Here is a 24063-nt window from a genome sequence, read left to right as displayed (position 1 = left end):
TATCGTACCCATCTGGTAAACCACCGTTTATTAATGATAATCATGCTTAAAAATGATAGATTGCGGAAATTTTTCAATTTTAAGAGCCTTGCTATGTCAAAAGCCGTCGACACTGCCGACTCATCGAGTGAAGAAAAACAATCGGGATTATTTAACCGATTTTTAGCCTCGGTTGAGTTTTTGGGGAATATGTTACCCCACCCAATCACCTTGTTTGCCCTATTTTGTGTGGCCATTATTGTTTTCAGTGGTATTGCTGATTGGTTTGGATTAAGTGCAATTGATCCTCGCCCAATTGGCTCCGCCGGTCGTGAACCTGACGGCGTTATCGAAGTTGTGAGTCTATTAAGTGCTGAAGGCTTACAACGTATCGTCACCGGTCTTGTTACTAATTTTACCAGTTTTGCCCCTTTAGGAACTGTGCTTGTTGCACTATTAGGTGTCAGCGTTGCCGAACATTCAGGGCTATTATCTGCTGCAATGCGTGGCATGGTAATGGGGGCATCTAAACGCTTAGTTACCTTTATGGTGGTATTTGCCGCTATATTATCTAATACCGCATCTGAACTTGGTTATGTTGTATTAATTCCTTTAGCCGCAATGATCTTCCATAGTTTAGGCCGTCATCCATTAGCGGGCTTAGCCGCAGCTTTTGCCGGTGTATCGGGCGGTTACAGTGCTAATTTATTGTTAGGTACGATTGATCCATTGCTTGCAGGTATTACGACTCCGGCAGCACAAATGATTGATCCAACTTACCAAGTTGGCGCTGAAGCAAACTGGTATTTTATGATGATTTCAGTTTTACTGATTGCCGTATTAGGCACCTTCGTGACTGAAAAAATCGTTGAACCCCGCCTTGGAAAATACAACCCCGATGAAGCCAGTGCTGATCTGGCGCAAAATAATATAGAAGGCTTAACAGCTAAAGAAAAATCAGGCTTAAAATGGGCTGGATTTTCTTTATTGTTAGTATCGCTACTACTTGCTTGGACAATCGTGCCTGCAGATGGCATTTTGCGCCATCCTGAAACAGGTTTATTTGCCCACTCGCCTTTTTCTAAAGGGATTGTGGTATTTATTTTTATTACCTTTGGTATACCCGGTTTCGTTTATGGCCGTGTAGTAGGCACCATGAAAAATGATAAAGACGTGATCAACGCGATGAGCAAAAGTATGAGCTCAATGGGCATGTACATTGTATTAGTATTTTTTGCCGCGCAGTTTGTTGCCTTCTTTAAATGGACTAACTTAGGGACTATTTTAGCCATAAATGGCGCTGCTATGTTACAAGCCCTCAATCTGACTGGTCCTGAAGTATTTGTGTTATTTATATTAATGTGTGCATTAGTTAATCTAAGCTTAGGTTCTTCATCTGCACAATGGGCAATCACTGCGCCTATCTTTGTACCTATGCTCATGTTAATTGGCTATGCGCCAGAGACCATTCAGGCGGCTTATCGAATTGGTGATTCTGTCACCAACTTGATCACCCCAATGATGAGTTACTTTGGCTTGATACTCGCCGTTGCCACTAAATATAAAAAAGACATGGGAATAGGCACTTTAGTCGCCACCATGCTGCCTTATAGTATGATTTTCTTTGTCGGTTGGGTTGCTCTGTTTTATTTGTGGGTGTTTGTATTTGGTCTGCCAGTAGGGCCTGGCTCACCAATTTATTACACACCTTAATAACCGATAAATAATGCCAGCTGTTGCTGGCATTATTATTAAGTGACTCTAACGTGTTTGAAAAACTAAACTATCTGCTTTAATAATAGTAACTACTTATACAATTGTCACATTATTAGCAACTTCAACGAGATCTAACATCATGAAAATAGTATTTTTTATTATCACTTTAGCATGTTCTTTGATCAGCATAACAAGTTATGCACAACCACTCCCATCAGTAAATATAAAGTCCGTCGCATTAACTAATTATGCGCACCCACAGCAACACATCTATACTGCAGGACAACCTTCTAAAGAGCAATTTCAGCAGCTTGCAAAGCAAGGTATAAAGTATGTAATTAATTTACGCGGGGATGGGGAAAATAATTGGGATGAACAGGCTTTAGTGACCAATTTAGGACTGCAATACTTTTCACTGCCCATTTCATCAAGAGCCGATATCAATATCGAAAATGCAAAAAAACTGCAGCAATTATTAGCGCAAGCATCTGAGAGCCCAACATTACTGCATTGTGCAAGTGGTAACCGAGTTGGGGCACTGATTGCACTTTATAACGCAATAGAGCTTAACCAACCAATTGAAAAAGCGATTGAGACCGGTAAACAGTGGGGATTGAAAAGTCTTGAACCTGTGGTAAGAGACGCCATAGCAACCTATAAAATAAAAGAGCATTAAAATAACACATTAGATGTATTGAAATATTCAACTATGACTTTAAATAGATCTAACAACAAAAAGCCCTTAGTTAAATACTAAGGGCTTTTTTTTAAATGTAATTTAAAGCTGCCATGCATAACTTAATTTAGTAAAGAAAGTACGTTGATCGCGTTCTATACTTTTTAATGAGTCATCTTGATAGCCTTTATCTGAATAACCCAAGTAAAATAATGTTTGTGCATTAATTTTATATGAGTAAACAAGCTGACTGCCATAATCTCGGTTGATGTGATTTACAGCAAAGTAATAAGCATTTTGATTTCGGTCGATATCTTCAAACTGTAAAATCAGTTTCAGCATCGAGCGCATATTAAATTTATAATAAATTCGTAAATCGGTTAGATTCGCTGTAAATACATTTTCACCTTGTGGGTTATCTAAACGGCTATAACTGTGTTCAAGCTGTAGTTGCCAATGATCATTGATGTCCCAGGTAAGTTCTGGCTCTAGAGTAAATAAATCACCTAACTGCTCATTACTGTAATCTATTTTACTACCAAACTCACTATAGAGCGTAATACGTAAATCTTTGCTTGGGTTAAAACCACCATAAATAAAGCCGATATTTTGATTATAAAAATCATCTTTATAGCTCTCATTACGATGGATCAAACCAAACTCTAAGGATGACTGTAATTGGCCTTTTAAAAAAATATACCCTTCGTACTCTTCTTCAAGCAAGCTACCATCTTGCGCCCAGGTTTTGTCCCAATCAACATTATAAGAATATTCGGTTATCATCTCACTTGCGTCTAAGTACCAAGTTTGCCCGCCGCCTAGTAACGCTTTTTTATAATCCACTTTTTCTTGATAGCCAACATCGGTACGATAATCCTCACCAATATCTTCGTAACTGGCAAGTAGCTTATAATCCCTTTTCTCGCGAGAAAACTCGAGCTTATAAGCTTGATCAGATTGGTTTTTCTCCAAGCCATAGTTATCAGTTAAAAAGGCGGAGTTTTTAGTATCAGAGGTAGCAACTTGATACAACACACTATCTGTTTGATTAAACCAATAACTACCATCTACCGACAGTACGGTATTGTGATAGTCATTCGCTTCACGGTGGGTACTCATCACCCCTATAGTGCCCTGCTCGCCAATGTCGTATTGATATCGGCCAACCGCTGACTTTGATTTTTCAGCTAAATTAGCAAAGCCAGAACCTTGGTTAGTCGGTAAAAAAAGACTGGTATTTTCATCATCGGCATACATAAAGGCATAACTATGTGCATCTGTTTTACCGGTTATTTTGGCGCCAATTTCAGGCTCGGCAATTGTACGAGTATATAAAAGCTCAAATAAACTGCTTTTGAAATACGATGCACCATCTAAAAAGAACGGGCGTTTCTCAGCATAATAAATAGAGTATGTAGTATTGACATCCAACTCTAAACTATCGGTCTCTACTTGCGAGAAATCGGGATTAATGGTGGCATTAATAACCGCATCTTGGCTGATACCCCAACGTAAATCGAGTCCAGCTTCAGTCTCAATATCACCATTTTGCCAATCCCCTGGTATAGCCTCTTTGGCATCATTGCGAAGAGCGGTCAAGGTCGGTGTTAATTGAATATTTTTGCTCGGTTCCATGGCATTAAAGCCTGTTATTTTATCAAACTGGCAAAAACTGCATTTCACGTCGCGATCAAAACCTACATTGGATAATTGATATAAAACATCTCGAGGATAATTACGCCACAGCGCAACCCCCCAAGTCATATCGGCTTTATTTTTAGGAAAACGCAATGCAGTGAACGGAATGCGCATCTCTACGGTATAACCTTGGTTAGTTATTTGCCCCGCACTGTCCCAAATCGCATCCCACGATGGGTCTTCAGTCCAGCCATCGGTATCGGTCATGCGCATATCACCTTGTGCACCGAGTGGGTTTACGTAAAACTCATAACCTGTTCGCTCATCGTTGAAGGTATCAATCATCAATGCGACATTATCATCCGACCATAATGTATCGCGATCTCGAAGTGCTGCACGTATTTGACTGGCATCATTATCATAAGCAACAAAACCAAGATATAAATAGTTGCCATCTTCATAGATATAAACGTCTGTTTTTACAGGTGGTGTGCCTTTTTCGTTGGGTTCATTTTGATAGCGTAAAGGGATTAAAGTGGCTTGTTGCCAGTGCGGTTCGCTCAACTGCCCATCAAGATCAATACCTTGCTCAATGTGCGCTAAACTAAATTGTTGTTGCTCAGCGTGTGCAAACGTACTGCATAAAGCGAAAGCTAAAACCCAGACAGATAATATTATTAATTTTATATACTGCATAAACATCCATTTAATACTCAGTTACTCGGATGAGTAATTTAAGTAGCAATTGTAATTCACGCAGGTACATTTGTTAATAGTTTGATTGCAAAAATGTTATTTTAATTAACTAATCAAGACAAAAAGCTGAGATTTTAGGTCTCAATTAACTTTAATTTATCGGCCACACCATTCCAGGTATCGGCATCTTCAGGGGCTGGTTTTACATCAGTGATACGCGGCCAAATAAGAGCAAGTTCGGCATTCAGTTCGGTGAATTCTTGTTGCGAATCAGGTAATTCATCTTCTTGATAAATTGCTTCAGCGGGGCATTCTGGAACACATAAACCACAATCAATACAATCAATCGGACTGATCGCCAAAAAATTAGGGCCTTCATAAAACGCATCTGCTGGACACACTGCTACACAGTCAGTGTATTTACACTTTATACAGTTTTCAGTGACTACAAATGCCATTTTAACGTTTGCCTAACATATCTTAATACAGCTGGAGATCATACCCAACCACAGCCAAAATACAATAAATAATCGCTGCCATCGAGGCTTAAATTAACGTAAAATAGTCCGCTATTGTGAGCAACTCGCGTCAGCGACTGCTAAGACACCTAACAGAGACTAAATATGATACGTTTAACAGAAATTAAGCTGCCACTTGATCATGGCGAAGATGCCATAAAGCAAGCAATTATAACTAAACTTGGCATTGATAACAGCCAACTCCATAGCTTTAATGTCTTTAAACGTGGTTACGATGCCCGCAAAAAAAACGCCATTTTACTTATTTATACCCTCGACATTGAGGTTGATAATGAAGCGCAATTATTAATTCAGTTTGCTAAAGACCAACATGTAAAACCAGCCCCTGACACCAGCTATAAATTTGTTGCTCAAGCACCAGCAACGATTCAAGAACGTCCTGTGGTAATAGGCTTTGGCCCTTGTGGACTGTTTGCTGGTTTAATACTGGCGCAAATGGGGTTTAAACCCATTATTTTAGAACGTGGTAAAGAAGTACGTGAACGTACCAAAGACACTTTCGGTTTTTGGCGAAAACGTACTCTAAATACCGAGTCAAACGTGCAATTTGGTGAAGGCGGCGCAGGAACATTCTCTGACGGAAAACTTTACAGCCAAGTTAAAGATCCAAAGCATTATGGTCGTAAAGTGATCACTGAATTTGTAGCTGCGGGCGCACCAGAAGAAATTATGTATGTCAGCAAACCGCACATTGGTACTTTTAAGCTGGTTACAATGATTGAAAAAATGCGTGCAAGTATTGAAGCGCTCGGCGGTGAAATTCGTTTTAGCACCCGCGTTGATGACATCCTACTTGATGATGGCCAAGTAACAGGACTGAAATTATCCACCGGTGAACAACTTGATACCCGTCATGTTGTACTTGCGGTAGGTCACAGCGCACGTGATACATTTAAAATGGTATACGATAAAGGGATTTACGTTGAAGCAAAACCGTTTTCAGTTGGTTTTAGAATTGAGCACAAACAATCTATGATCGATGAATGCCGTTTTGGTGATAATGCTGGTAACCCGATTCTTGGCTCTGCAGATTACAAACTGGTTCACCATTGTGACAGTGGCCGTACTGTTTACAGTTTTTGTATGTGCCCAGGCGGTACTGTGGTTGCAGCAACCTCTGAAGAAGGTCGCGTGGTAACTAATGGCATGAGTCAATATTCTCGCAGCGAACGCAACGCTAACAGTGCCATTGTTGTGGGGATTTCTCCTGAAGAAGATTTCCCAGGTCATCCATTAGCCGGTATTGATCTGCAGCGAAAACTGGAAGAGCAAGCCTTTGAACTAGGTGGTAGTAATTACGATGCACCAGCACAATTAATTGGCGACTTCTTAAAAGGTAAAGATTCAAGTGACTTAGGCGATGTAAAGCCTTCATACACACCAGGTATCAAACTCACTGATCTAGCAAATGTGTTACCTAAATATGCAATTGATGCCATTCGTGAAGCAATTCCTGCATTTAATAAGCAAATTCGTGGTTTTTCATCAAACGATGGCTTATTAACTGGCGTTGAAACCCGTACTTCATCACCAATTTGCATTAAACGAGATAAAAGCATGCAAAGTATCAATACCCAAGGCCTATACCCTGCCGGTGAAGGTGCGGGTTATGCAGGTGGTATTCTTTCCGCAGGCATTGACGGTATAAAGGCCGCTGAAGCATTAGCGTTATCTATGCTTGAGAAAAATAGCTAAGTAGTTTTTCACTGTTCACAAAAAAGCCTCATTTATTGAGGCTTTTTGGTGTTAATGACTTAACTTATACCATTATTTCTTTAACGAAAGTTTGGCACCTTTAAGGGTTTTACGTACGTTTGAGATACGTGAACGGTTTTTAGCTCGCGCTTCACCAGTTGCTTGACCTGATGGTTTATTTGAATGGCTACGACGCAAATGCGATGGTTTTTTGCCAATTTTATCAATCAGTACTTCACGGTTACTTACTTCATAACCCGGCAAGTATTCACGCTGAATTTTTTGACCGATTAAGGTTTCAATTTCAAACAACATATTTTCTTCTTCGCGGCTAACAAATGAGATTGCTTGACCTTGTTTACCGGCACGACCTGTACGACCAATACGGTGTACGTAATCTTCAGCAAGCCATGGTAAGTCAATATTAATTACACGTGGTAGGTCATCAATATCAATCCCGCGAGCGGCAACTTCTGTAGCCACAAGCACACGTACTTTACCCGCTTTGAAATCACTTAATGCACGACGACGGTTACCTTGGGTTTTATCACCATGGCACACAGCAGCCGGGATACCATCTAAGTTTAATTCTTTAACTAGCTCATCAGCCGTTTCTTTCATGTTAACGAACACTAACACTTGCTGCCAGTTTTTCTTACCGATCAATTCAGAAAGCAGCTCTTGTTTACGGCGCTCTTCAACTGGATAAACCACGTGATGAACGGTTGCAGCAGTGCTGTTGGTTTGATCAACACGGACAATTTCAGCTTGCTTGAGTACTTTGCTAGCAAACTGTTTAATTGCCGCTGGGAATGTTGCAGAGAACAACAAAATTTGGCGATCTTCAGCACAGCCATTGATCACTGTTTGCATATCACCAATAAAGCCCATATCAAGCATACGGTCAGCTTCATCGAGCACAAGATGTTGTACGTCAGCAAGGCTTAGATTACCTAAACGAATATGATCCAGTAAACGACCCGGTGTTGCGACTACGATATCGACACCCGCTTTTAAGCCATTAGCTTGACCTACCGTACTAACACCGCCAAATAAACTCACAGTTTTAAGCTTGGTGTACTTTGCAAAATCAGTAAAATTATTGGCAATTTGCTCTGCAAGCTCACGCGTTGGTGCTAGCACTAAGGCACGTGGTGCATTAGTTTTTGTGTATTCAACTTCAGATAATTTTTGAATAATTGGTAAAGCAAAAGCAGCTGTCTTACCGGTGCCTGTTTGGGCACTGGCTAAAACATCTTTGCCTTTACGTACTGCTGGAATAGCATTACGTTGAATGGGCGTAAGGGTGTGATAGTTAAGTTCATCTAACGCCTGAAGAAGTTCAGGGGCAAAACTAAAAGATTTAAAATTCATGCTGTATAACCTGCGGCCACATTATCAAGGGTCGCAAATTATACAGCAATTTAAGGCAAACAGTTAGTTTTTAAATATATAAACCAACTAGAATTACCTTTTCTCTTCTACAGCCATTTTTGTGTTTGACCTTTTCAAAGCATACTTTGCTAAGCAATAACAACAATGGTTTGGCGATCTTTTAAAGCCCAAACTAAATTATGGCAGAATAATTGTATTTTCTAAATTTAATGGTGTGGCTTTAGAGCCACCTACAACAGCAACATCATCAAGTTGATTGATCAACGTAACCCCTTGCGCTTGCTGCTGCTCATTTAATGGCACATAAGGTAATCTAAATACAGGCTTGACTGCACCTGTCATCATCAATGCAGTATTAATTGCAATTGGATTTGGCTCACAGAACAACCAACTGATCAAAGGTTGTAATGAGGCGTTCAGCGCGTCGCTTTTGCTGTCCATTAATTGACGATACAAGCCAGGAATTAAATTAGAGGTTACCGAGATCACGCCATGCGCTTTATAAGTATGGCGAGCATCATGTGCTTCATCGTCATTACCAGACCAACAGGCAATACCTTGTTGCTCATAGTGATTAATGCGCTCATTACCACCGCACTCTTTTACGCCAATAAAGTTTTCATGTTGTGCCAACGGCTCAATAATGTCAGGGGTTAAATCTTGTCCTGTACGCCCTGCTACGTTGTAAATAAATGCCGGACCAATTGCCAGCACTCGTTTGAAGTGTTCAATCACACCGGCAATCGATGTGCGGCCATAATAAGGGTTAATTTGTAGCGCTGCGTCCATACCGCTGGCAAAGCCATACTCAGTCGCTTTAACGGCTTCGCGGGTATTGTTACTGCCAGTGTTACCAACAATCACCAACTTATCTGCATACTTATTAACGCTGTGCGCAATCAGCATTAAATGCTCTTCCCAGTTCATTAACTGGCCTTCACCTGTGGTTCCACCGACCACAATACCATCAACACCGGCGGCGATCTGCTGTTCAACTAAATAATCATAGGTGGCTAAGTCAATTTCACCACTGGCTAAATAAGGCGTTTTAATTGCTGTGATGAGGCTTGCTTGTTTAATTTGTTCTAGGGTGCGCATAAAAAATTAATCTTAAAAAAACTTGCCGTAGTTGTAACATAAAAGCAGGCGTTTTCCGAGTGTTGCATAACTAATTAATTAAATTACTTGTGTTGTAGAGGTGCTTAGTCCAAAATAAACAACTGTATAAATAAACAGTATATTTATTTTCTAACCTTGAGTGCACTTTTATGCGTTTATCACGATTTTTAGCAACCCATTTTTATCACAGCGAAGAGCTTTGTCATGCCTTAGCAATCGATGAAGATACTCTTGCAATTTGGCAACAAAACGGGTTATTTCCAAAACCCAGTTACTGTATTAAAAATCAGCTTAGTTGTAGCTCTTACTCTGGTTTATATGAATGCGAAGAATACGACGACTTCTATCCACGAGGATGCGTTAACTGGGGACAAGGCTTAGCCAAGCAAAAAATTGATTCATCCAGTCAAGCCTTCAACTACTTTGCACAGCAATACAGTGCAAGTTTAACGAAGTTAGCTCAACAAGGATTTGAATTTAACGAAGAGCTATTTGGTTGTGAATTAGAAGAGCACCTGCAACAAGTATGGCAACAATTTTTATGCAGTAAATACGGTGTGCTAACTCAAAATGGCTTAATTGAAGAAATCGCCGCCGTTGATATTGGTCGCTTAGTTGTAGATGATATAACCGAATTACGCACAAAGCCAAACCTCACACAAGCAGAGCGAAGCAAATTACACCCTGCTTTAAAACTATTAAATCGCGCGCTTAGTCATGGTGCCGAACACGAAAAACAACATACCCTTCGTGCCCGTTATATTGATGCACTGGTGCTTAAATATGATTTATCGGTTAAGTGAAGAAAAAAAGTTTTAGGTTTTAGGAAAAACAATAGTGCCGTATCACAGTTTTGCATAAATGTAACCGCAATATGATGATTTTTAAGAGTAGTGTAACCAAACTTACTGAATGAGTACTTTGAGCGCGATGAAGATGGCCACTCTAGCGCGTTTCTGGACAGAAATACGTTACGAACTACAACACACTCTAACTTTTCGGATTGCCTCAAGTATTGCAGCCATGCACTCAGCATAGGAACCAAACTCAATTATCCAATATAGATAACTTTGGGGAAACCGCCTGTTGCGTTATGCTTATCTCAATCTTTATTGACTCGCGAATTCCCATGCCTAACGACGCATTCAACACTCAACTTGCAGAGACAATTTCTGCTCTTAACTCACCAAGCTTTACGCCTAAACTCATGCGCGTGATTGCTTCCATATTGAGTTTTGATTGCGCGGTTATCCTCGGCTACCGCGAAGGTAAACACCCTATCTACCTATATGATTCGATTGAAAGTGAACGCGATCTTCTGTTCCAGCGTTATCTCACCACCTCTTTTCAAAACGACCCCTTTTATAAAAAGCTGAACGCTAACAAAGAGCAAGGAATTTTTACGTTCAAAGATGTCGTAGATAAAGACGTAACGCGTAACACTTTCGAGTACCAAGCCTACTGTCAGCAGTTTTACCATCAAACGGGCTGGAAGGACGAACTCAGCATGCTTATCGAAGTCGAACCCACACGCTGGGTTATGCTCTACTTAGGATTTATGCAAGATGAAAAACGCTTCAACAAACCTCAAGTAACCAAACTCAAATCTTACTTCACCATTATTCAATCTTTGTGCCAACAGCACTGGAAACAGACTGAGTTTACACTCGCTGAGCCAGTATTCAGCCCTGACGCTTATTCAGGAAAAATGCGTGCAGCAATTGAATCCGCAGTGGCATCTTTTGGCGAAACTGTCCTCACCAAACGAGAACAGGAAATCGCCGCATTAATCGCGCAAGGCTATGACAACAAAGAGATTGCAACGCAGCTTGATGTCACAGTAGGCACAGTTAAGAATCACCGTAAACGCATCTACGCTCAGTTGAATGTGGCGTCATTAAGCGAGTTCTTTCAATTGTTTCTCAACCACCTAATCACTCAATCAAGGTAACAAACTGTCCCTTTAGGGATATATCTCAATTCCGCATCGCCTTTTAATATGAATACAACCAAACCAGACAAAGATAAGACAATGACACTAATTGAAGATTTACAAGCTCGCGGTTTGATTGCCCAAGCGAGCGATTTAGACCAAGTTCAACAATTGCTATGTGAGCCACAAACCTTGTACTGCGGTTTTGATCCAACCGCAGGTAGCTTGCACATCGGCCACCTAGTGCCACTGATTATGCTTAAGCGTTTTCAAGACGCAGGACACCAAGCCATCGCTCTTATTGGTGGTGCGACAGGTATGATTGGTGACCCAAGCTTTAAAGCCACAGAACGAAGCTTAAACTCAGAAGAGACCGTATCGGGTTGGGTGCAAGATCTGTCGAGCCAAATTCAACAGTTGATGGATAAGCAAATCAGCAAGCCAATGATCATGGTAAACAATGCTGATTGGGTGAAGCAGATTAACGTGATCGATTTCTTCCGCGATATAGGTAAGCATTTTTCCGTGAATACCATGATCAGCCGAGAGTCCGTTAAACAACGCTTAAAACGTCCTGAACAAGGGATTTCATTCACCGAGTTCAGTTACGCTCTGCTGCAATCTTACGACTTCGCAGAATTGAACCGCCAGTACAACTGTCGCCTACAAATCGGTGGTAATGATCAATGGGGCAACATTGTTAGTGGCATTGACCTTTCTCGCCGTCAAAATAGTGAGCAGGTCTTTGGTCTAACCCTACCTTTGATCACCAAATCTGACGGCACTAAGTTTGGTAAAACCGAAGGCGGTGCAGTGTGGTTAGATCCAAGTAAGACGTCGCCTTACGCTTTCTACCAATTCTGGTTATCCGTGGAAGATACCGATGTTTACAACTTCCTACGCTACTACACCTTCTTGAGCTGCAATGAAATTTCTGCGATTGAAACACAAGACAAAGAGAACAAAGGTAAACCACGGGCACAGCTTATCCTAGCAGAGCAAATGACGCGGTTTGTCCATGGTGAAGAAGGATTAGCTAGTGCAGAGCGAATCACCCAAGCGCTATTTAGCGGCAATGTTCAACTATTGAGTTTAAACGAACTAAAACAGTTAGAACTCGATGGCTTACCTAGCATGCAAAGTGCTGAGCAAGACTTGGTAAAACTACTAGTTGAATCAAGCTTAACCAACTCAAAGCGCATTGCACGAGAACTGATTGGCAGCAACGCAATCAGTGTGAATGGCGATAAAGTCGATGCAGAAAACCCAAACTTGAACTACCCACTGTTCGACCAGTACTGGTTGCTTCAACGCGGTAAAAAGCATTTTTGCTTGGTGAGACGTATAGTGGATTAACACACTTCTATTTTGGGTCACACTCTACCTCAGATGATTATTTGCCATTGAACATTGCAATGGCAAATAATGACGCCAAAAATTCCTGATATTTGCAGGTCTAATCTTGCACCGTAGTTTGTAGTGGATTAACAAATTTCGCCATAGAGTTAGAGATCTAAACATAAGGAAGAGTACATCAAATTACGCTTTAGGGAACCGAGTAGCTGAACGTTCGCAACTCAGAATGGGGCAGAAACGATTTACGCTTGAAGGTACGTTTTTGGCACTTTTCTACCTATCAAAAATAGAGCTATTCGTCATTTTCACTGGTTTTTATTCGATGGCTCAGATAACCACCAAACAACACCTTGCTCTTTTCGTTAAAACTTGTTGCTGCTTGTAATTGTTTACGCATTATCCATCATTAGATCACGCTTATTGTCCAAGGGGTTACGCTGTCGAAATGGTCTATGTGATACCGTACTGGTTTTGTTCTTTGTCGCGCTCTGCTGCGAAGGTGCATTAAAATAAGCTCAAGCTATCTTAACTTTATACCAATCGTGTTAAGTTACTGACCATTTATAGCGACAGATAAATACAGTGATAACAAGGCGTAAATTTTGACATGTAGTTGTTCTACTTGAAAAAATTATAACGCAGTTAGCGCTTTAGTTAGCTCGCTAGAATGGTTAAATATTTAAGTCGATTGGTATTACACCTTGCCTACTAACAAGCTGAGTTTGTGCAGCATTTGGACCAGCTATAATAGCAAGAAATGCAAATTGCCTTATAAAGATTAACTCTGAACCAATTTATCCAATATGTAAAAGTTACTCTTGATGCTCAAACTGACCGCGATATACTTCAAATACTTTTAAAACCGTATGTTGCGCTTTACTAAGGCCATCAAACCAAGCATCAAAAATTTCATCATCGTCTTGATCACTTAATGCCAAATACTGTGCAAGCAATTCAACAATGTCATTATGGGTGCAGCTTAATGGGTCTATTTGTTGTGCTAGGACACTATGATCACGACTACGTAATGTCTCCATGACGCCCTGATCTATTTCCTGACTTTGTTCACTACTATGCTGTTGCTGGGCTGATCCACTCATAATAATCTGACTCCTATTCTTGATTACTTATTATTTATAACAGGCTAATTCCCAATAGCTAGTTTTTTTAAATCAACTGCTGATTTTTTAACTTGTTTGTGTGAATAAACATCAAATCAGCTACTTTACCAACAACTCAAAAATAGTATTTGCAAAGAATTCTTATTTACTATAAATTATAGTGATAATATCACATAACATTAATTTCCAGTAAAAGGCTATTTATGAAACCTAATATTCACCCTGATTACCAAACGGTTGCTTTTCATGACACGGCCGCCGATAGCTACTTTATTATTGGTTCAACAATTAAAACTGATCGAACCGTTGAGTTAGATGGCAAGACATACCCTTACGTACCTATTGATGTATCAAGTGACTCACATCCATTTTATACCGGTAAGCAAAAATCTGTTGCAACAGATGGTCGAGTTGCTGCGTTTAATCGCCGCTTTAAAAACTTAGGGAGCAAATAATCATGAAAGTCTTGAGTTCATTGAAAAGTGCTAAAAACCGCCCGGGATGTCAAATTGTCAAACGCAAAGGACGCGTTTTTGTGATCTGTAAAGACAATCCACGCTTTAAAGCAGTGCAAGGTATGAAAAAGAAAGGAAGAAAATAAACAACTATCACAGACTGTACACCTTGATATAGGCGTACAGTCTTTAAGGCTAAACTTAAATACAATCTAACACTACTTACCGAACAACAGCTCCCAAAACCCTGGTGGCTCATGCAGTTTATGGTATTGCTTACGGAGCCCATCAATGGCTTTTAACGGTCCTTTGGCTGCTTCGAGTCCTTGCTCATTCGCTAATTTTTTTGCAAGTTCAGCTTTTGCGATCACTTTATCTAAACCTTGCAGTGACTGCTCAGCCTCTTTGTGAAAAGTGGCTGTTTTACTTCGCTTAACCAATATCATAAATTCATCGATCGCGGTATTAAACTCCTGTAGTTGTGTTGCTTCAACAGTATGCTTGAACGCAAGCCCCATATTCTTCATGTTGGCTTCAAGATCTAAATCGTCGTTAGCAAATAAACTCGGAACAAACAGCAGTGCCACAAGACACAGAAATACTTTCATAATAATCCTAACAGTTACAACTCAAAAAAGATGAAAAATCATTATACACTCCAGCAGCTATGAATATAACCTTACTCTAAGTGTGGTGAAAATTAATTTTGTGTTAGAATTCGTTTTTGTTGATGAGATGTGTTTTGGGTTTAGAGCGAATGCGAAGATTAAAAAAACAATTTCTGATTTTCTTGTTGTGTTTAATAATTAGCCCTTCTAGCTTTGCCAAATTAAACATTACCTTTGTAAATCCTGGTTTTGCAGATTCATCAGATGAAATAAACACAACGGGTAACTTTTGGTTCAAAGTATCTAAGATTATGCTAAATGCGGCGGATGACTTAGATATAAACTTGCACATAAAATACGCGAATCGTAATCATATCTTAATGAAAGAACTTATTAGGCAGGCAATTAAAGACAAGCCTGACTATTTAGTTGTGGTAGATGAAAAAAGCGTTGTCAGTAAATACTTAGCAAAATTAAATACCAGAAATATCCCTATTTATTTTTTATATAGCCGACCTGCTATCGGAAAATTTATATCATTAAAACGAGCTGGCGTTAATATTATTGGCAGCCTCATACCGGATAATTATGCTGCAGGGGAAGCTCTTGCACAACAGTTACTTATAAAACACACAACCACATCAACTCAACCTGCTAATATACTCGCTCTGATGGGTGATTATACAACGCCTGCATCGGTAGAACGTGTTGCAGGCCTAACTGAATTTGTTGAGCAACATGAAGATGTTAACTTTATTGGAAAAGAGGTTGCCAATTGGTCTGAACAGGAAAGCTATATAAAAACGTTAGCGTTTATGGAGTTTGCTCCTGAGATCAATATTATTTGGTGCGCCAATGATGCAATTGGGTTTGGTGCAAAAAGAGCATTACAAGTGCACATAAGGTCATTGTTGGTGGGATGAATTGGGACTCTGTACCAAAAGGTATCAAAGCGTTGGATATAACATTGGGTGGCCGTGTGTTACTAGGTGCCTATGCACTTATTAATATAGTTGATCATCATAATGAAAATACTCGAGTTCCCCTAAATCATTCATATTTATCCATATTCAGTAACCTTACTACTGAAACCATACCTCTTGTAAAGCACATAAATGAAACTGATTTAGCCGACATTGATTTTGCTCAATTTAGTAAAACTGCCTCAGATCCGAGGCCATTTACAGTAGATAACCTCGTCAAAGCCCTTAATAAATAACACTGTAAAGGGGATTTACAGCCCTTTACAGTAACTCTGCCGTTTTCCAGTAAAATAGCTAACTATTGTCGATTCGATAGCCATAGCGGCTGATAAGGCGCAAGTTCAATACTTTGTTGCCCCTGCTCTATTGCCTGAGCAGAAATAAGTTCAAACCACTGCTCAGTATCAATTAAGTTCAGATCAGCTAATAGCAGAGTCTGAGGCTCATCGCTAATGTTATAAACACAAAAAACACTTTGCCTACGGTCTATACTTTGACGCCAAAAACCAAATAAAGCACCGGTTAAATGTAAGGTAAATTGCGTCGCATTAGGGTGAAAAGCATCTTGCTGCTTACGAATAGCCAGTAAATTATTGATTTGAGTAAACACGTGATAATGATGACTTGATTGATCGGCAAGCTTTTCAAGTAGTGCCGACTCTTGCCAACGATGACGGTTAATACAGCGGTTATGCTGGCTATTTTCAAAGCGTTCATAATCATTGGTGGTACCAAGTAAACTATGAATATAAAGCCCAGGAATGCCTTCGAGGGCAAACATAATAGCATGAGCACAGGTAAAACGTTGTAAGCCCCACTTATCCACGCCTTTATGAGTGCCTTGTAAGGCATCAAATAACGCAATATTAAGTTCATAGGGTGAGCTGGTGCCATTATTCGCTGTGCGCATTGACACCTTTGCGCCAAAGCGACTAACCGTATTGACCATTTGCCCTAGTTCATCCTCGTCAAGCAACCCTTCGACAGGACGTAAGCCAATTCCATCGTGAGAAGCTATAAAATTAAAGTAGGCAGTACCATTTTGCGCTGGCGGCATGCTCATCATCCAATGTTTGAGCGCTTTACTGTCACCACTGAGCAAGGTATGTAATAACAAAGGCGGCAATGAAAAGTTATAAATACAATGTGCCTCATTGGCATTACCAAAGTAAGATAAATTTTCACGATTAGGAATGTTTGTTTCAGTGATTATAACTGCACTTGGCTCCACATGCTCTATTAGCGTTCGCAGTAATCTGATCACTTCATGTGTTTGCGGTAAATTAATGCAAGAAGTATTAAGTTCTTTCCATAAAAAAGCCACAGCATCAAGGCGAAATATCTTTATACCATTATCCAAGTAATGGCGAATAATACCTACAAATTCATTAAGCACTAATGGATTAGCAAAATCTAAGTCAACTTGATCTGGGCTAAATGTGCACCAAACATGGCGCTCCCCTAGTGCCGTTTGCACTGTATTAAGTAGCGGTGATGTTCTTGGTCGCACAACGTCAGATAGATCGTCATTTAAGCTAGCTGTTTTAAAGTAGCTTAACCCCGGCTCTTTGCCCTGAATAAAGTTTTCAAACCAACGACTGCGACTAGAGCAGTGGTTGATCACTAAATCAGCCATTAGCTTTACATCTTGAGCTATTCCTTGAATATCATCCCAACTACCAAGAGATTCATTCACTTGTACATAGTTCATTACCGAAAAGCCCTCATCAGAGCTATAAGGATAAAAAGGTAATATATGCAACGCGTTAATCGTTCCCGCACACTGGTTTTTCATAAACCGATGAAGGGTATGTAACGGTGGTTCACTCGGTACCGCAACTGCTTGATCTGCATCGCGATAACGCATAATTGAATCGCCATAAGCAATCAAAATTACATCTTGCTGATCCCAGCGGTTTTTATGCGGCGTAGGGTCTCGAACCGGGTCGTCTCTTAACATGGTAGTGATCAACATGCTTGCAAGCGCATCAATACTCATACATAAGTCAACACCCTCATATATACTCGTCAGGTGCTGTTCAACCCGTTGTTCAAATAACGCTTTACTCATTACCCTACCCCGTTGTTTATACTAATTTTTAATTATTTATCTGTAATTACTTCTCTGCTTAAGTATTATTATGAAAACTCTTTATTATCAAGCTCTACTGCTTCTTCTAAACGCGCAAACACATCTGGCATTGCTGAAGCAACTCGGTTCCAGCTGGGTACAAATGGCGCTTCCATTGGATACTGTAAAAAATGCTCACCTGCGTTCATAATGTTTTGCGCAAACATTTCTACTGCTTTTTCTTCTTGATGAATATCGAGTTTTAAGCCGTTCATCATGGCATCGTTATGATAAGTTTCAATAAAATCCAGTGCGATACGATAATAAGTTGCTTTAAGTGACCGAATGGTTTCCGTGGTAAATGTCACTCCTTGCGTGGCTAACTTACGAAACAGCGCTTTGGTGATATCTATCGACATTTTTGACAAGCCAGCCGCTTGATTATCCAGTGACAGCGCTTGGTGTTTATGATCATAGTTATCTGCAATATCTACTTGGCACAAGCGATTGTGTGAGTAGTTACGGTACATTTCAGACAGTACGCCAATCTCTAAGCCCCAATCGCTAGGAATACGAATATCGTTGAGCACATCACGGCGAAACGAAAATTCCCCCGCCAGCGGATAACGAAATGAATCCATATATTCAAGGTAGTCAGTGCTGCCTAAAATGGTTTTAAATGAACGCAATAAAGGAGTAACGAGTAAACGCGATACACGGCCATTGATCTTGCCATCAGCAGTACGAGGGTAAAAGCCTTTACAAAATTCATAGTTAAAGCGCGGGTGAGCAACTGGATAAATTAATCGCGCTAATAAACTACGGTCATAAGTTAAAATATCACAATCATGCAGTGCTATTGACTCAACTTTTGCCGTTGCCAATTTATAACCCATGCAGTACCACACATTACGGCCTTTGCCGAGTTCACGCGGCGCGACGCCTAACGCTTGCAACTCTTTATCGAGTGCTTGCAAACGTGGCCCTTCGTTCCAAAGCACGCGGTGATGTTGGTCAAGCTCTGCAAAAAATTGTAATGCATGACGATACTGACTCTCATCGGCCCTGTCTAAGCCAATCGTAATTTGCGACAAATAAGGAACATGTTTCAATTCTTGCACAATATTTTGTAATGCAGAGCCCTCAAGTTCACTGTACAGCGAGGGTAAAATCAAGCCCATTGGCCGTTGTTTTGAAAAGCTAACGAGTTCAGCTTCTAGATCAGCCAGCGGACGGTCGGCAATATTATGTAATGTTGTTATGATGCCATTTTGGTAAAAATCAGCCATGTGATTGCTCCTGTTTAGACGCTAATTGCGCTTTGATAACACTTAGATCTGCTACTTCATCGAGCCAACCTTGTGGGGCTGGGTGTTCACTAACACGCCATGGTTTGTGGGATAATTTTGCCTTGGCTTTACTGGCAGGATTATTAATTAAAATCGCGATATCTGCGGCATCCAACATCGCCATATCATTTTGGCTATCACCCAGTGCAATAGTAGTGAAAGCATGACGACAATGTTTTTTAAATTGCTCTACTAACCAGTTTTGCGCTTTACCTTTATTGGTACTGCGATTTAAATGAATAAAACGCCCGCCTATTAACACTTCATAACCAAGCGGTTTTATTGCTTCTAAAAAGTCAAGTAGCTGTTGCTCTGTGCCTTGCCAAAAAAGCGGATCTGAATATTCACGAATACGGGCAAGTTCGCTTTGTGCTAGGCTCAAGTCTGTTATCTGACTGACTTCTTGCGCTGATAATTGACTGAACAAACGGTAATAAGCACTAAACTCGCTACCGTATTCAAGTAATTCACTGTACAACTGCTTATTGGTTGGCGAAAGCGCATAACGCCAGTGTTCATCCAGCTCTTCGCAGCCAATTGGTTTTAATGAAAAATAATTTTTTGGGATATATACAGCCCCGCCATTTTCAATAATAAACGGCTGGTTTAACCCAAGTGATTTTTGCAGTGCGATTACCTCTGCAAACGTTTTGCTGGTATTAAAAACTACAGCGATACCTGCGCGACTCAATTGGCTTAAAAACGGAGCAATCTCAGTACATTGGTAATCGTTATGATCAAGTAACGTACCGTCTAAATCAGTGAAAATAAGTGGCATTGCAACATCATCAGCGCGAAGCTTCATGGCACTAATATCACGTACTTTATCTAGGCTCAGTAATGCATCGGCCTGCTCTGGTAACTGAGTTAAATTTTCTCGCGTAATACGTTCAAAATGAGAAATAAATCGCACTAATTGTTGCTCATCGAACGTTCCTTGGCCTCGTCCTTTATGCGACAGTAATTTTTGCTCTTGCTCTAATCGCCACCCATATACATCGGCAAATGACGGTGCTTTTAGCATCACGGTATAATCAATCATTGCAAAAATATCTTGGTATTCATTCGCTAAACAACTGTTTACACAGCGTCGCCAAATACCTTCAGGATCCTCGTATTGTTCTAATTGATTAACTGATTGATGTAATTGATAAGGTTGTTGCGCTATGCTACCAACACACCAACCTTCAAAAAAAATGATATCAACAGGCTGTTTATTAGTAGGCCATAACGCTTGCGTAACTGGATCATCGGTTTGTTTATCAAACTGTGGCAAAGGCACCCCTACTTCACCTGCAAGTAACGCGGTAAAAGTCTGCTGCATAAGTGCTGTATCATGGGTACCTGGCACACCACGCGTTGCAAATAACGGATGTACATCTTTACTTAATTGTTGACGATGCGCGTGGCTGTGATAAAAATCATCAATCGACATCGCAATACTATTAAACGCTGTATTACAATTGATCCAAGTAACTAAAAAATCTGCTAATGTCGTTTTACCTGAGCCTTGGCAACCATTGATTGCCACCAGCATTGGACCATCAGTTGGTTTGCTGTGGAGAATATCTTCAGCGAGTGGGACGAAATACTGTTCACTCAAATACTGATATTTGAGTGGCAGCTGATGTTTTGCTAAAAATGGGGTGATATCCACAATATTTGTCTCTTGCATTAAACGCTCCTGATCAGTATGACACTGTTAATGAGGTAAATGCAGTTACTAGACCAGTTTTATAACTTTATATTTTTTAGTTAGTTAAAAAAATAGCGCATATTAAATGCGCTATTTTGGTGCAAATCATTAGCTGAATGTGCAAAATATTACGTTGGCTTATCAGCCTTTGGTAACACTAAATTAAGCACTATGCCTAAAATAGCGCATAGGCTCACGCCTTGTAAGCTAAATTCGTTGCCACCGATATGCATACCACCAATGCCACACACTAAAATGAGTGCCACAATACTGAGGTTACGTGGAGCCGTTAAGTCTTCTCCACTTTTCACTAACGAATTTAAACCCACCACAGCAATTGAGCCAAACAGCAAAATCATGATCCCCCCCATCACAGGTACTGGTATGGTTTGCAAACCAGCGCCCATTTTAGCCACAAACGCTAAAATAATGGCGATAATGGCAGTCCACATCATCACTTTAGGATTAAAGTTACGCGTAAGCATCACTGCACCGGTGACCTCTGAATAGGTGGTATTAGGTGGCCCGCCGAATATAGACGCTGCAGTAGTAGCTAATCCATCACCAAACAAGGTGCGATGTAAGCCCGGTTTTTTCAAATAGTCTTTATTGGTGACTTGGCTAATCGCCATCATATCGCCAATATGTTCAATAGCGGGGGCTATTGCCACCGGCACCATAAATAACACCGCTTGCCATTTAAACTCAGGCCAAGTAAAAGCTGGCATTGCAAACCACGGTGCATTAGTAACAGCATCAAATTGCACGATCCCTAAATATAGCGATAAACTGTAACCTGCGATGACTCCAGCTAAGATAGGGATCAGCTTAAATACACCTTTGCCCCATACCGCGAAAATTAGCGTCACTAACAACGAAAATGCCGCCACCCAAATGGCTTGCTCGTACGCAATCAACTGAATTGAACCATCGCCGCTTTTACCCATTGCCATATTAACTGCAACAGGTGCCAGTGCTAAACCAATTACCATGATCACCGGACCGACCACAACTGGTGGTAATATTTTATGCAGGGTAGCTACACCTTTTAATTTCACTAATAGACTTAACAACATATAAGCCCCGCCTGCAGCCATTAAGCCCCCCATTGTGGCAGGCACACCCCATAGCTGCACGCAGGCAATAATAGGGGCGATAAACGCAAATGATGAAGCTAAAAATATCGGCACCTGACCTTTAGTTACCAAATGGAACAGCAAGGTACCAATACCAGCCGTAAAAAGTGCCACATTTGGATCAAGCCCCGTTAATAAAGGAACTAACACCAAGGCACCAAAGGCGACAAATAACATTTGCGCCCCAGTTAAAATTGTTTTGATTGAAAAGGTAGAGTTATCCACTGTTAGACAGTACCAAAAATTTTATCGCCAGCATCACCAAGACCAGGAATTATATAGCCTTTCTCATTTAAGTGGCTGTCTAATGATGCGGTAAAAATCTCTACATCAGGATGAGCTGCAAGGGTTTTTTCAACCCCTTCAGGTGCGGCAACCAATACAATCACTTTAATTTCTTTACAACCCGCTTTTTTCAGCATATCGATAGTCGCAATCATCGAGCCCCCAGTTGCGAGCATTGGATCAATAACGAGGCTCAAGCGCTCATCAATTTTGCCTACTAACTTTTCAAAGTAAGGAATTGGTTCTAATGTTTCTTCATTACGTTGCAGGCCCACAACACTGACTTTTGCAGCAGGCAGTAACTGCATAACACCATCCATCATGCCAAGGCCAGCACGTAAAATTGGCACAACAGTAATTTTTTTACCTTTGATGTGTTCAACATCTAATTGATTACCATCCCAACTGGTAATTGTTACTTTTTCCAGTGGCAGGTTTTTAGTCGCTTCATAGGTTAATAATGTACCCACTTCAGACGAAAGCTCACGGAAACTCTTAGTACTAATGCCATATTCTCGCATAAGGCCAAGTTTATGTTGAACAAGTGGGTGGTTAATTACATGAATAGTCATAATAGCGCCTAAAAGAAAAATAAATTGCGCTTATTTTAGCTTAAAAAATTCCATCAGACTTTAAAAAAGCATGATCAGTGCAATAAAAAAATTATTTTATGTTCCTAATACAGCGCTTTATCTCATTTAATCCGATAATTGTCATTTTCAACGCAACTACACTATAATAATAGCTATGAATAATTTGCTCACATAGGTTTTATGTCAAAGTTTGTTATTGGGCTCTTGATTGGTATTTTAGCAATAATGCCTTCATTAGCGATGGCTAAAAAACCATTAAAGGTGCAAATGATGACCGACTTTGCATCACAGGAAAATGATGATCCATTTAACATAGCCACTCAATTTTTGCTCGATATTGAAAAGCAGCTCAATGGTGCAATCGCGTTAAACTTTATCACAGCGAGTAGATTAAGGGAGTGGCAACAATTGCATGCAATGAAAGATGTGTGTTTGTACAATAAAGTCAAAACACCTGATCGCCTTGAAAATGCATTATTTAGTACCTCCCCAATTATGGCTTTTCCGGCCAACCGCTTAGTGGTGTATAATCATCCAGAACTGCCTGAAAATATTAGTTTAAATGATGCGGTAAATAAATATAATCTCACCATCGGCATTGCTTCAGGGCGTTCATATGGTCACGAAATAGATAATTATATTACCAAGCATCCTAAATCATTTATGAGCTTAGGCGGCACAACAGGTGCTTATCGCCTTAGTCAAATGCTATTTCAAAATAAGTTCGATGCCGTTATTGAATACAGATCGGTGTTTACTTCTCGTCACGGTACAGATCCAAGCACAGAAAATATCCGCTATCTCAGCCTAGACGACACGAATCAAACAGTGTTTGGCTATATTGCATGCTCGCAGTCAGAACAAGGAAAGCAAGTGATTGCATTATTTGATCAAGCATTACAAACGCCTGAAATCCAGAAAATAATCATTAGTAGTCACACACAAATATTTGCACCGCCGGAGCAGGCGCTGATATTACACGCATTACAAGATGCTTTTAACGTAGCAATACCTGCACGCTGAT

The 24063-nt window shown here is 40.3% G+C and carries 22 protein-coding genes; 11 read left to right on the top strand and 11 right to left on the bottom strand.

Annotated features, from left to right (window positions below; translation table 11 throughout):
• Positions 1–93 precede the first annotated feature (93 nt).
• Complete coding sequence (locus H5186_RS07625) at positions 94–1692, top strand: AbgT family transporter (protein ID WP_182740899.1); 1599 nt, start codon at positions 94–96, stop codon at positions 1690–1692.
• Between the two features lie 142 nt (positions 1693–1834).
• Positions 1835–2371, top strand: a complete 537-nt coding sequence (locus H5186_RS07620; RefSeq protein ID WP_182794292.1) for a fused DSP-PTPase phosphatase/NAD kinase-like protein — start codon at positions 1835–1837, stop codon at positions 2369–2371.
• Between the two features lie 102 nt (positions 2372–2473).
• Here H5186_RS07620 and H5186_RS07615 read toward each other — a convergent pair whose 3' ends face one another.
• Entirely contained in the window at positions 2474–4705 is a 2232-nt protein-coding gene (locus H5186_RS07615; RefSeq protein WP_182794291.1) for a carbohydrate binding family 9 domain-containing protein, read from the bottom strand.
• Between the two features lie 134 nt (positions 4706–4839).
• Complete coding sequence (fdxA, locus tag H5186_RS07610) at positions 4840–5163, bottom strand: ferredoxin FdxA (protein WP_145235999.1); 324 nt, start codon at positions 5161–5163, stop codon at positions 4840–4842.
• 165 nt (positions 5164–5328) lie between these two features.
• On the opposite strand from fdxA, the gene H5186_RS07605 reads away from it, so the two are divergent.
• Positions 5329–6939 (top strand): NAD(P)/FAD-dependent oxidoreductase, encoded by a 1611-nt coding sequence (locus H5186_RS07605; protein WP_182794290.1) that lies wholly within the window; start codon positions 5329–5331, stop codon positions 6937–6939.
• Between the two features lie 72 nt (positions 6940–7011).
• Here the strand turns inward: H5186_RS07605 and H5186_RS07600 are convergent, their stop codons facing one another.
• Together H5186_RS07600 and dapA are read right to left on the bottom strand one after the other, a co-directional pair.
• Positions 7012–8313, bottom strand: a complete 1302-nt coding sequence (locus H5186_RS07600) for a DEAD/DEAH box helicase (RefSeq protein ID WP_145236005.1) — start codon at positions 8311–8313, stop codon at positions 7012–7014.
• A 198-nt stretch (positions 8314–8511) separates the two neighbouring features.
• Complete coding sequence (gene dapA, locus H5186_RS07595) at positions 8512–9432, bottom strand: 4-hydroxy-tetrahydrodipicolinate synthase (RefSeq protein WP_182794289.1); 921 nt, start codon at positions 9430–9432, stop codon at positions 8512–8514.
• Positions 9433–9602: 170 nt separating this feature from the next.
• Here dapA and H5186_RS07590 point away from each other — a divergent pair, with 170 nt between their 5' ends.
• The 3 genes from H5186_RS07590 (at position 9603) to tyrS (ending at position 12742) form a co-directional block, all read left to right on the top strand.
• Positions 9603–10256, top strand: coding sequence for a DUF6058 family natural product biosynthesis protein (locus H5186_RS07590; RefSeq protein WP_145236013.1), 654 nt, complete (start codon positions 9603–9605; stop codon positions 10254–10256).
• A 326-nt stretch (positions 10257–10582) separates the two neighbouring features.
• Positions 10583–11404 (top strand): LuxR C-terminal-related transcriptional regulator, encoded by an 822-nt coding sequence (locus H5186_RS07585; protein WP_182794288.1) that lies wholly within the window; start codon positions 10583–10585, stop codon positions 11402–11404.
• 81 nt (positions 11405–11485) lie between these two features.
• Complete coding sequence (gene tyrS, locus H5186_RS07580; RefSeq protein WP_182757622.1) at positions 11486–12742, top strand: tyrosine--tRNA ligase; 1257 nt, start codon at positions 11486–11488, stop codon at positions 12740–12742.
• A gap of 812 nt (positions 12743–13554) precedes the next feature.
• Here the strand turns inward: tyrS and H5186_RS07575 are convergent.
• Positions 13555–13842: a hypothetical protein gene (locus H5186_RS07575; RefSeq protein WP_182740086.1), complete on the bottom strand. Its 288-nt coding sequence runs from the start codon at positions 13840–13842 to the stop codon at positions 13555–13557.
• A gap of 224 nt (positions 13843–14066) precedes the next feature.
• On the opposite strand from H5186_RS07575, the gene H5186_RS07570 reads away from it, so the two are divergent.
• Together H5186_RS07570 and ykgO are read left to right on the top strand one after the other, a co-directional pair.
• Entirely contained in the window at positions 14067–14318 is a 252-nt protein-coding gene (locus H5186_RS07570) for a type B 50S ribosomal protein L31 (protein ID WP_145236032.1), read from the top strand.
• 2 nt (positions 14319–14320) lie between these two features.
• A complete protein-coding gene (ykgO, locus tag H5186_RS07565; protein ID WP_149980141.1) occupies positions 14321–14464 on the top strand; it encodes a type B 50S ribosomal protein L36 in 144 nt (47 codons plus the stop codon).
• A 72-nt stretch (positions 14465–14536) separates the two neighbouring features.
• Here the strand turns inward: ykgO and H5186_RS07560 are convergent, their stop codons facing one another.
• Positions 14537–14926 carry a cytochrome b562 gene (locus H5186_RS07560; protein WP_182718730.1) on the bottom strand — a complete coding sequence of 130 codons (390 nt, stop codon included), beginning with the start codon at positions 14924–14926 and terminating at the stop codon, positions 14537–14539.
• Between the two features lie 149 nt (positions 14927–15075).
• Here H5186_RS07560 and H5186_RS07555 point away from each other — a divergent pair, with 149 nt between their 5' ends.
• Together H5186_RS07555 and H5186_RS07550 are read left to right on the top strand one after the other, a co-directional pair.
• Positions 15076–15849, top strand: a complete 774-nt coding sequence (locus tag H5186_RS07555; protein ID WP_182794287.1) for a substrate-binding domain-containing protein — start codon at positions 15076–15078, stop codon at positions 15847–15849.
• Positions 15846–16145, top strand: coding sequence for a hypothetical protein (locus tag H5186_RS07550; RefSeq protein WP_182794286.1), 300 nt, complete (start codon positions 15846–15848; stop codon positions 16143–16145). The genes H5186_RS07555 and H5186_RS07550 overlap by 4 nt, the downstream gene beginning before the upstream one ends.
• 62 nt (positions 16146–16207) lie before the next feature.
• On the opposite strand, the gene H5186_RS07545 is transcribed toward H5186_RS07550, so the two are convergent.
• The 5 genes from H5186_RS07545 to upp form a co-directional block, all read right to left on the bottom strand.
• Complete coding sequence (locus H5186_RS07545) at positions 16208–17980, bottom strand: sugar phosphorylase (RefSeq protein WP_182718727.1); 1773 nt, start codon at positions 17978–17980, stop codon at positions 16208–16210.
• Positions 17981–18048: 68 nt separating this feature from the next.
• Complete coding sequence (locus tag H5186_RS07540) at positions 18049–19269, bottom strand: glycosyl transferase (RefSeq protein ID WP_149980138.1); 1221 nt, start codon at positions 19267–19269, stop codon at positions 18049–18051.
• On the bottom strand, positions 19262–21004 hold the full coding sequence (locus H5186_RS07535; RefSeq protein ID WP_182767591.1) for an HAD-IIB family hydrolase: 1743 nt from the start codon (positions 21002–21004) through the stop codon (positions 19262–19264). Before H5186_RS07535 ends, H5186_RS07540 begins: the two co-directional genes overlap by 8 nt.
• 149 nt (positions 21005–21153) lie before the next feature.
• A complete protein-coding gene (locus H5186_RS07530) occupies positions 21154–22386 on the bottom strand; it encodes a uracil-xanthine permease family protein (protein WP_182718725.1) in 1233 nt (410 codons plus the stop codon).
• Positions 22387–22388: 2 nt separating this feature from the next.
• Positions 22389–23018 carry a uracil phosphoribosyltransferase gene (gene upp, locus H5186_RS07525; RefSeq protein WP_145236059.1) on the bottom strand — a complete coding sequence of 210 codons (630 nt, stop codon included), beginning with the start codon at positions 23016–23018 and terminating at the stop codon, positions 22389–22391.
• Positions 23019–23219: 201 nt separating this feature from the next.
• Between upp and H5186_RS07520 the strand changes: the two genes are divergently transcribed.
• On the top strand, positions 23220–24062 hold the full coding sequence (locus H5186_RS07520) for an ABC transporter substrate-binding protein (RefSeq protein ID WP_182718724.1): 843 nt from the start codon (positions 23220–23222) through the stop codon (positions 24060–24062).
• Position 24063: the final 1 nt, after the last annotated feature.

It is taken from the genome of Pseudoalteromonas sp. SG41-2, from assembly GCF_014164535.1.
Lineage (GTDB): Bacteria > Pseudomonadota > Gammaproteobacteria > Enterobacterales > Alteromonadaceae > Pseudoalteromonas > Pseudoalteromonas rhizosphaerae.
The sequence above is the reverse complement of the archived record's forward strand: the minus strand, read 5'-3'. Positions and strand labels throughout refer to the sequence as shown.

Excerpts from the sequence above, each read along its gene's own strand:
- H5186_RS07585 (WP_182794288.1), top strand. The coding sequence starts at position 10,583 with ATGCCTAACGACGCATTCAACACTCAACTTGCAGAGACAATTTCTGCT.
- H5186_RS07590 (WP_145236013.1), top strand. The coding sequence starts at position 9,603 with ATGCGTTTATCACGATTTTTAGCAACCCATTTTTATCACAGCGAAGAG.
- H5186_RS07550 (WP_182794286.1), top strand. The coding sequence starts at position 15,846 with ATGAATTGGGACTCTGTACCAAAAGGTATCAAAGCGTTGGATATAACA.
- H5186_RS07555 (WP_182794287.1), top strand. The coding sequence starts at position 15,076 with ATGCGAAGATTAAAAAAACAATTTCTGATTTTCTTGTTGTGTTTAATA.
- H5186_RS07575 (WP_182740086.1), bottom strand. The coding sequence starts at position 13,842 with ATGAGTGGATCAGCCCAGCAACAGCATAGTAGTGAACAAAGTCAGGAA.
- upp (WP_145236059.1), bottom strand. The coding sequence starts at position 23,018 with ATGACTATTCATGTAATTAACCACCCACTTGTTCAACATAAACTTGGC.
- H5186_RS07540 (WP_149980138.1), bottom strand. The coding sequence starts at position 19,269 with ATGGCTGATTTTTACCAAAATGGCATCATAACAACATTACATAATATT.
- H5186_RS07620 (WP_182794292.1), top strand. The coding sequence starts at position 1,835 with ATGAAAATAGTATTTTTTATTATCACTTTAGCATGTTCTTTGATCAGC.
- H5186_RS07560 (WP_182718730.1), bottom strand. The coding sequence starts at position 14,926 with ATGAAAGTATTTCTGTGTCTTGTGGCACTGCTGTTTGTTCCGAGTTTA.
- H5186_RS07545 (WP_182718727.1), bottom strand. The coding sequence starts at position 17,980 with ATGAGTAAAGCGTTATTTGAACAACGGGTTGAACAGCACCTGACGAGT.
- H5186_RS07605 (WP_182794290.1), top strand. The coding sequence starts at position 5,329 with ATGATACGTTTAACAGAAATTAAGCTGCCACTTGATCATGGCGAAGAT.
- dapA (WP_182794289.1), bottom strand. The coding sequence starts at position 9,432 with ATGCGCACCCTAGAACAAATTAAACAAGCAAGCCTCATCACAGCAATT.
- H5186_RS07625 (WP_182740899.1), top strand. The coding sequence starts at position 94 with ATGTCAAAAGCCGTCGACACTGCCGACTCATCGAGTGAAGAAAAACAA.
- tyrS (WP_182757622.1), top strand. The coding sequence starts at position 11,486 with ATGACACTAATTGAAGATTTACAAGCTCGCGGTTTGATTGCCCAAGCG.
- H5186_RS07570 (WP_145236032.1), top strand. The coding sequence starts at position 14,067 with ATGAAACCTAATATTCACCCTGATTACCAAACGGTTGCTTTTCATGAC.
- H5186_RS07615 (WP_182794291.1), bottom strand. The coding sequence starts at position 4,705 with ATGCAGTATATAAAATTAATAATATTATCTGTCTGGGTTTTAGCTTTC.
- H5186_RS07600 (WP_145236005.1), bottom strand. The coding sequence starts at position 8,313 with ATGAATTTTAAATCTTTTAGTTTTGCCCCTGAACTTCTTCAGGCGTTA.
- fdxA (WP_145235999.1), bottom strand. The coding sequence starts at position 5,163 with ATGGCATTTGTAGTCACTGAAAACTGTATAAAGTGTAAATACACTGAC.
- ykgO (WP_149980141.1), top strand. The coding sequence starts at position 14,321 with ATGAAAGTCTTGAGTTCATTGAAAAGTGCTAAAAACCGCCCGGGATGT.
- H5186_RS07535 (WP_182767591.1), bottom strand. The coding sequence starts at position 21,004 with ATGCAAGAGACAAATATTGTGGATATCACCCCATTTTTAGCAAAACAT.
- H5186_RS07520 (WP_182718724.1), top strand. The coding sequence starts at position 23,220 with ATGTCAAAGTTTGTTATTGGGCTCTTGATTGGTATTTTAGCAATAATG.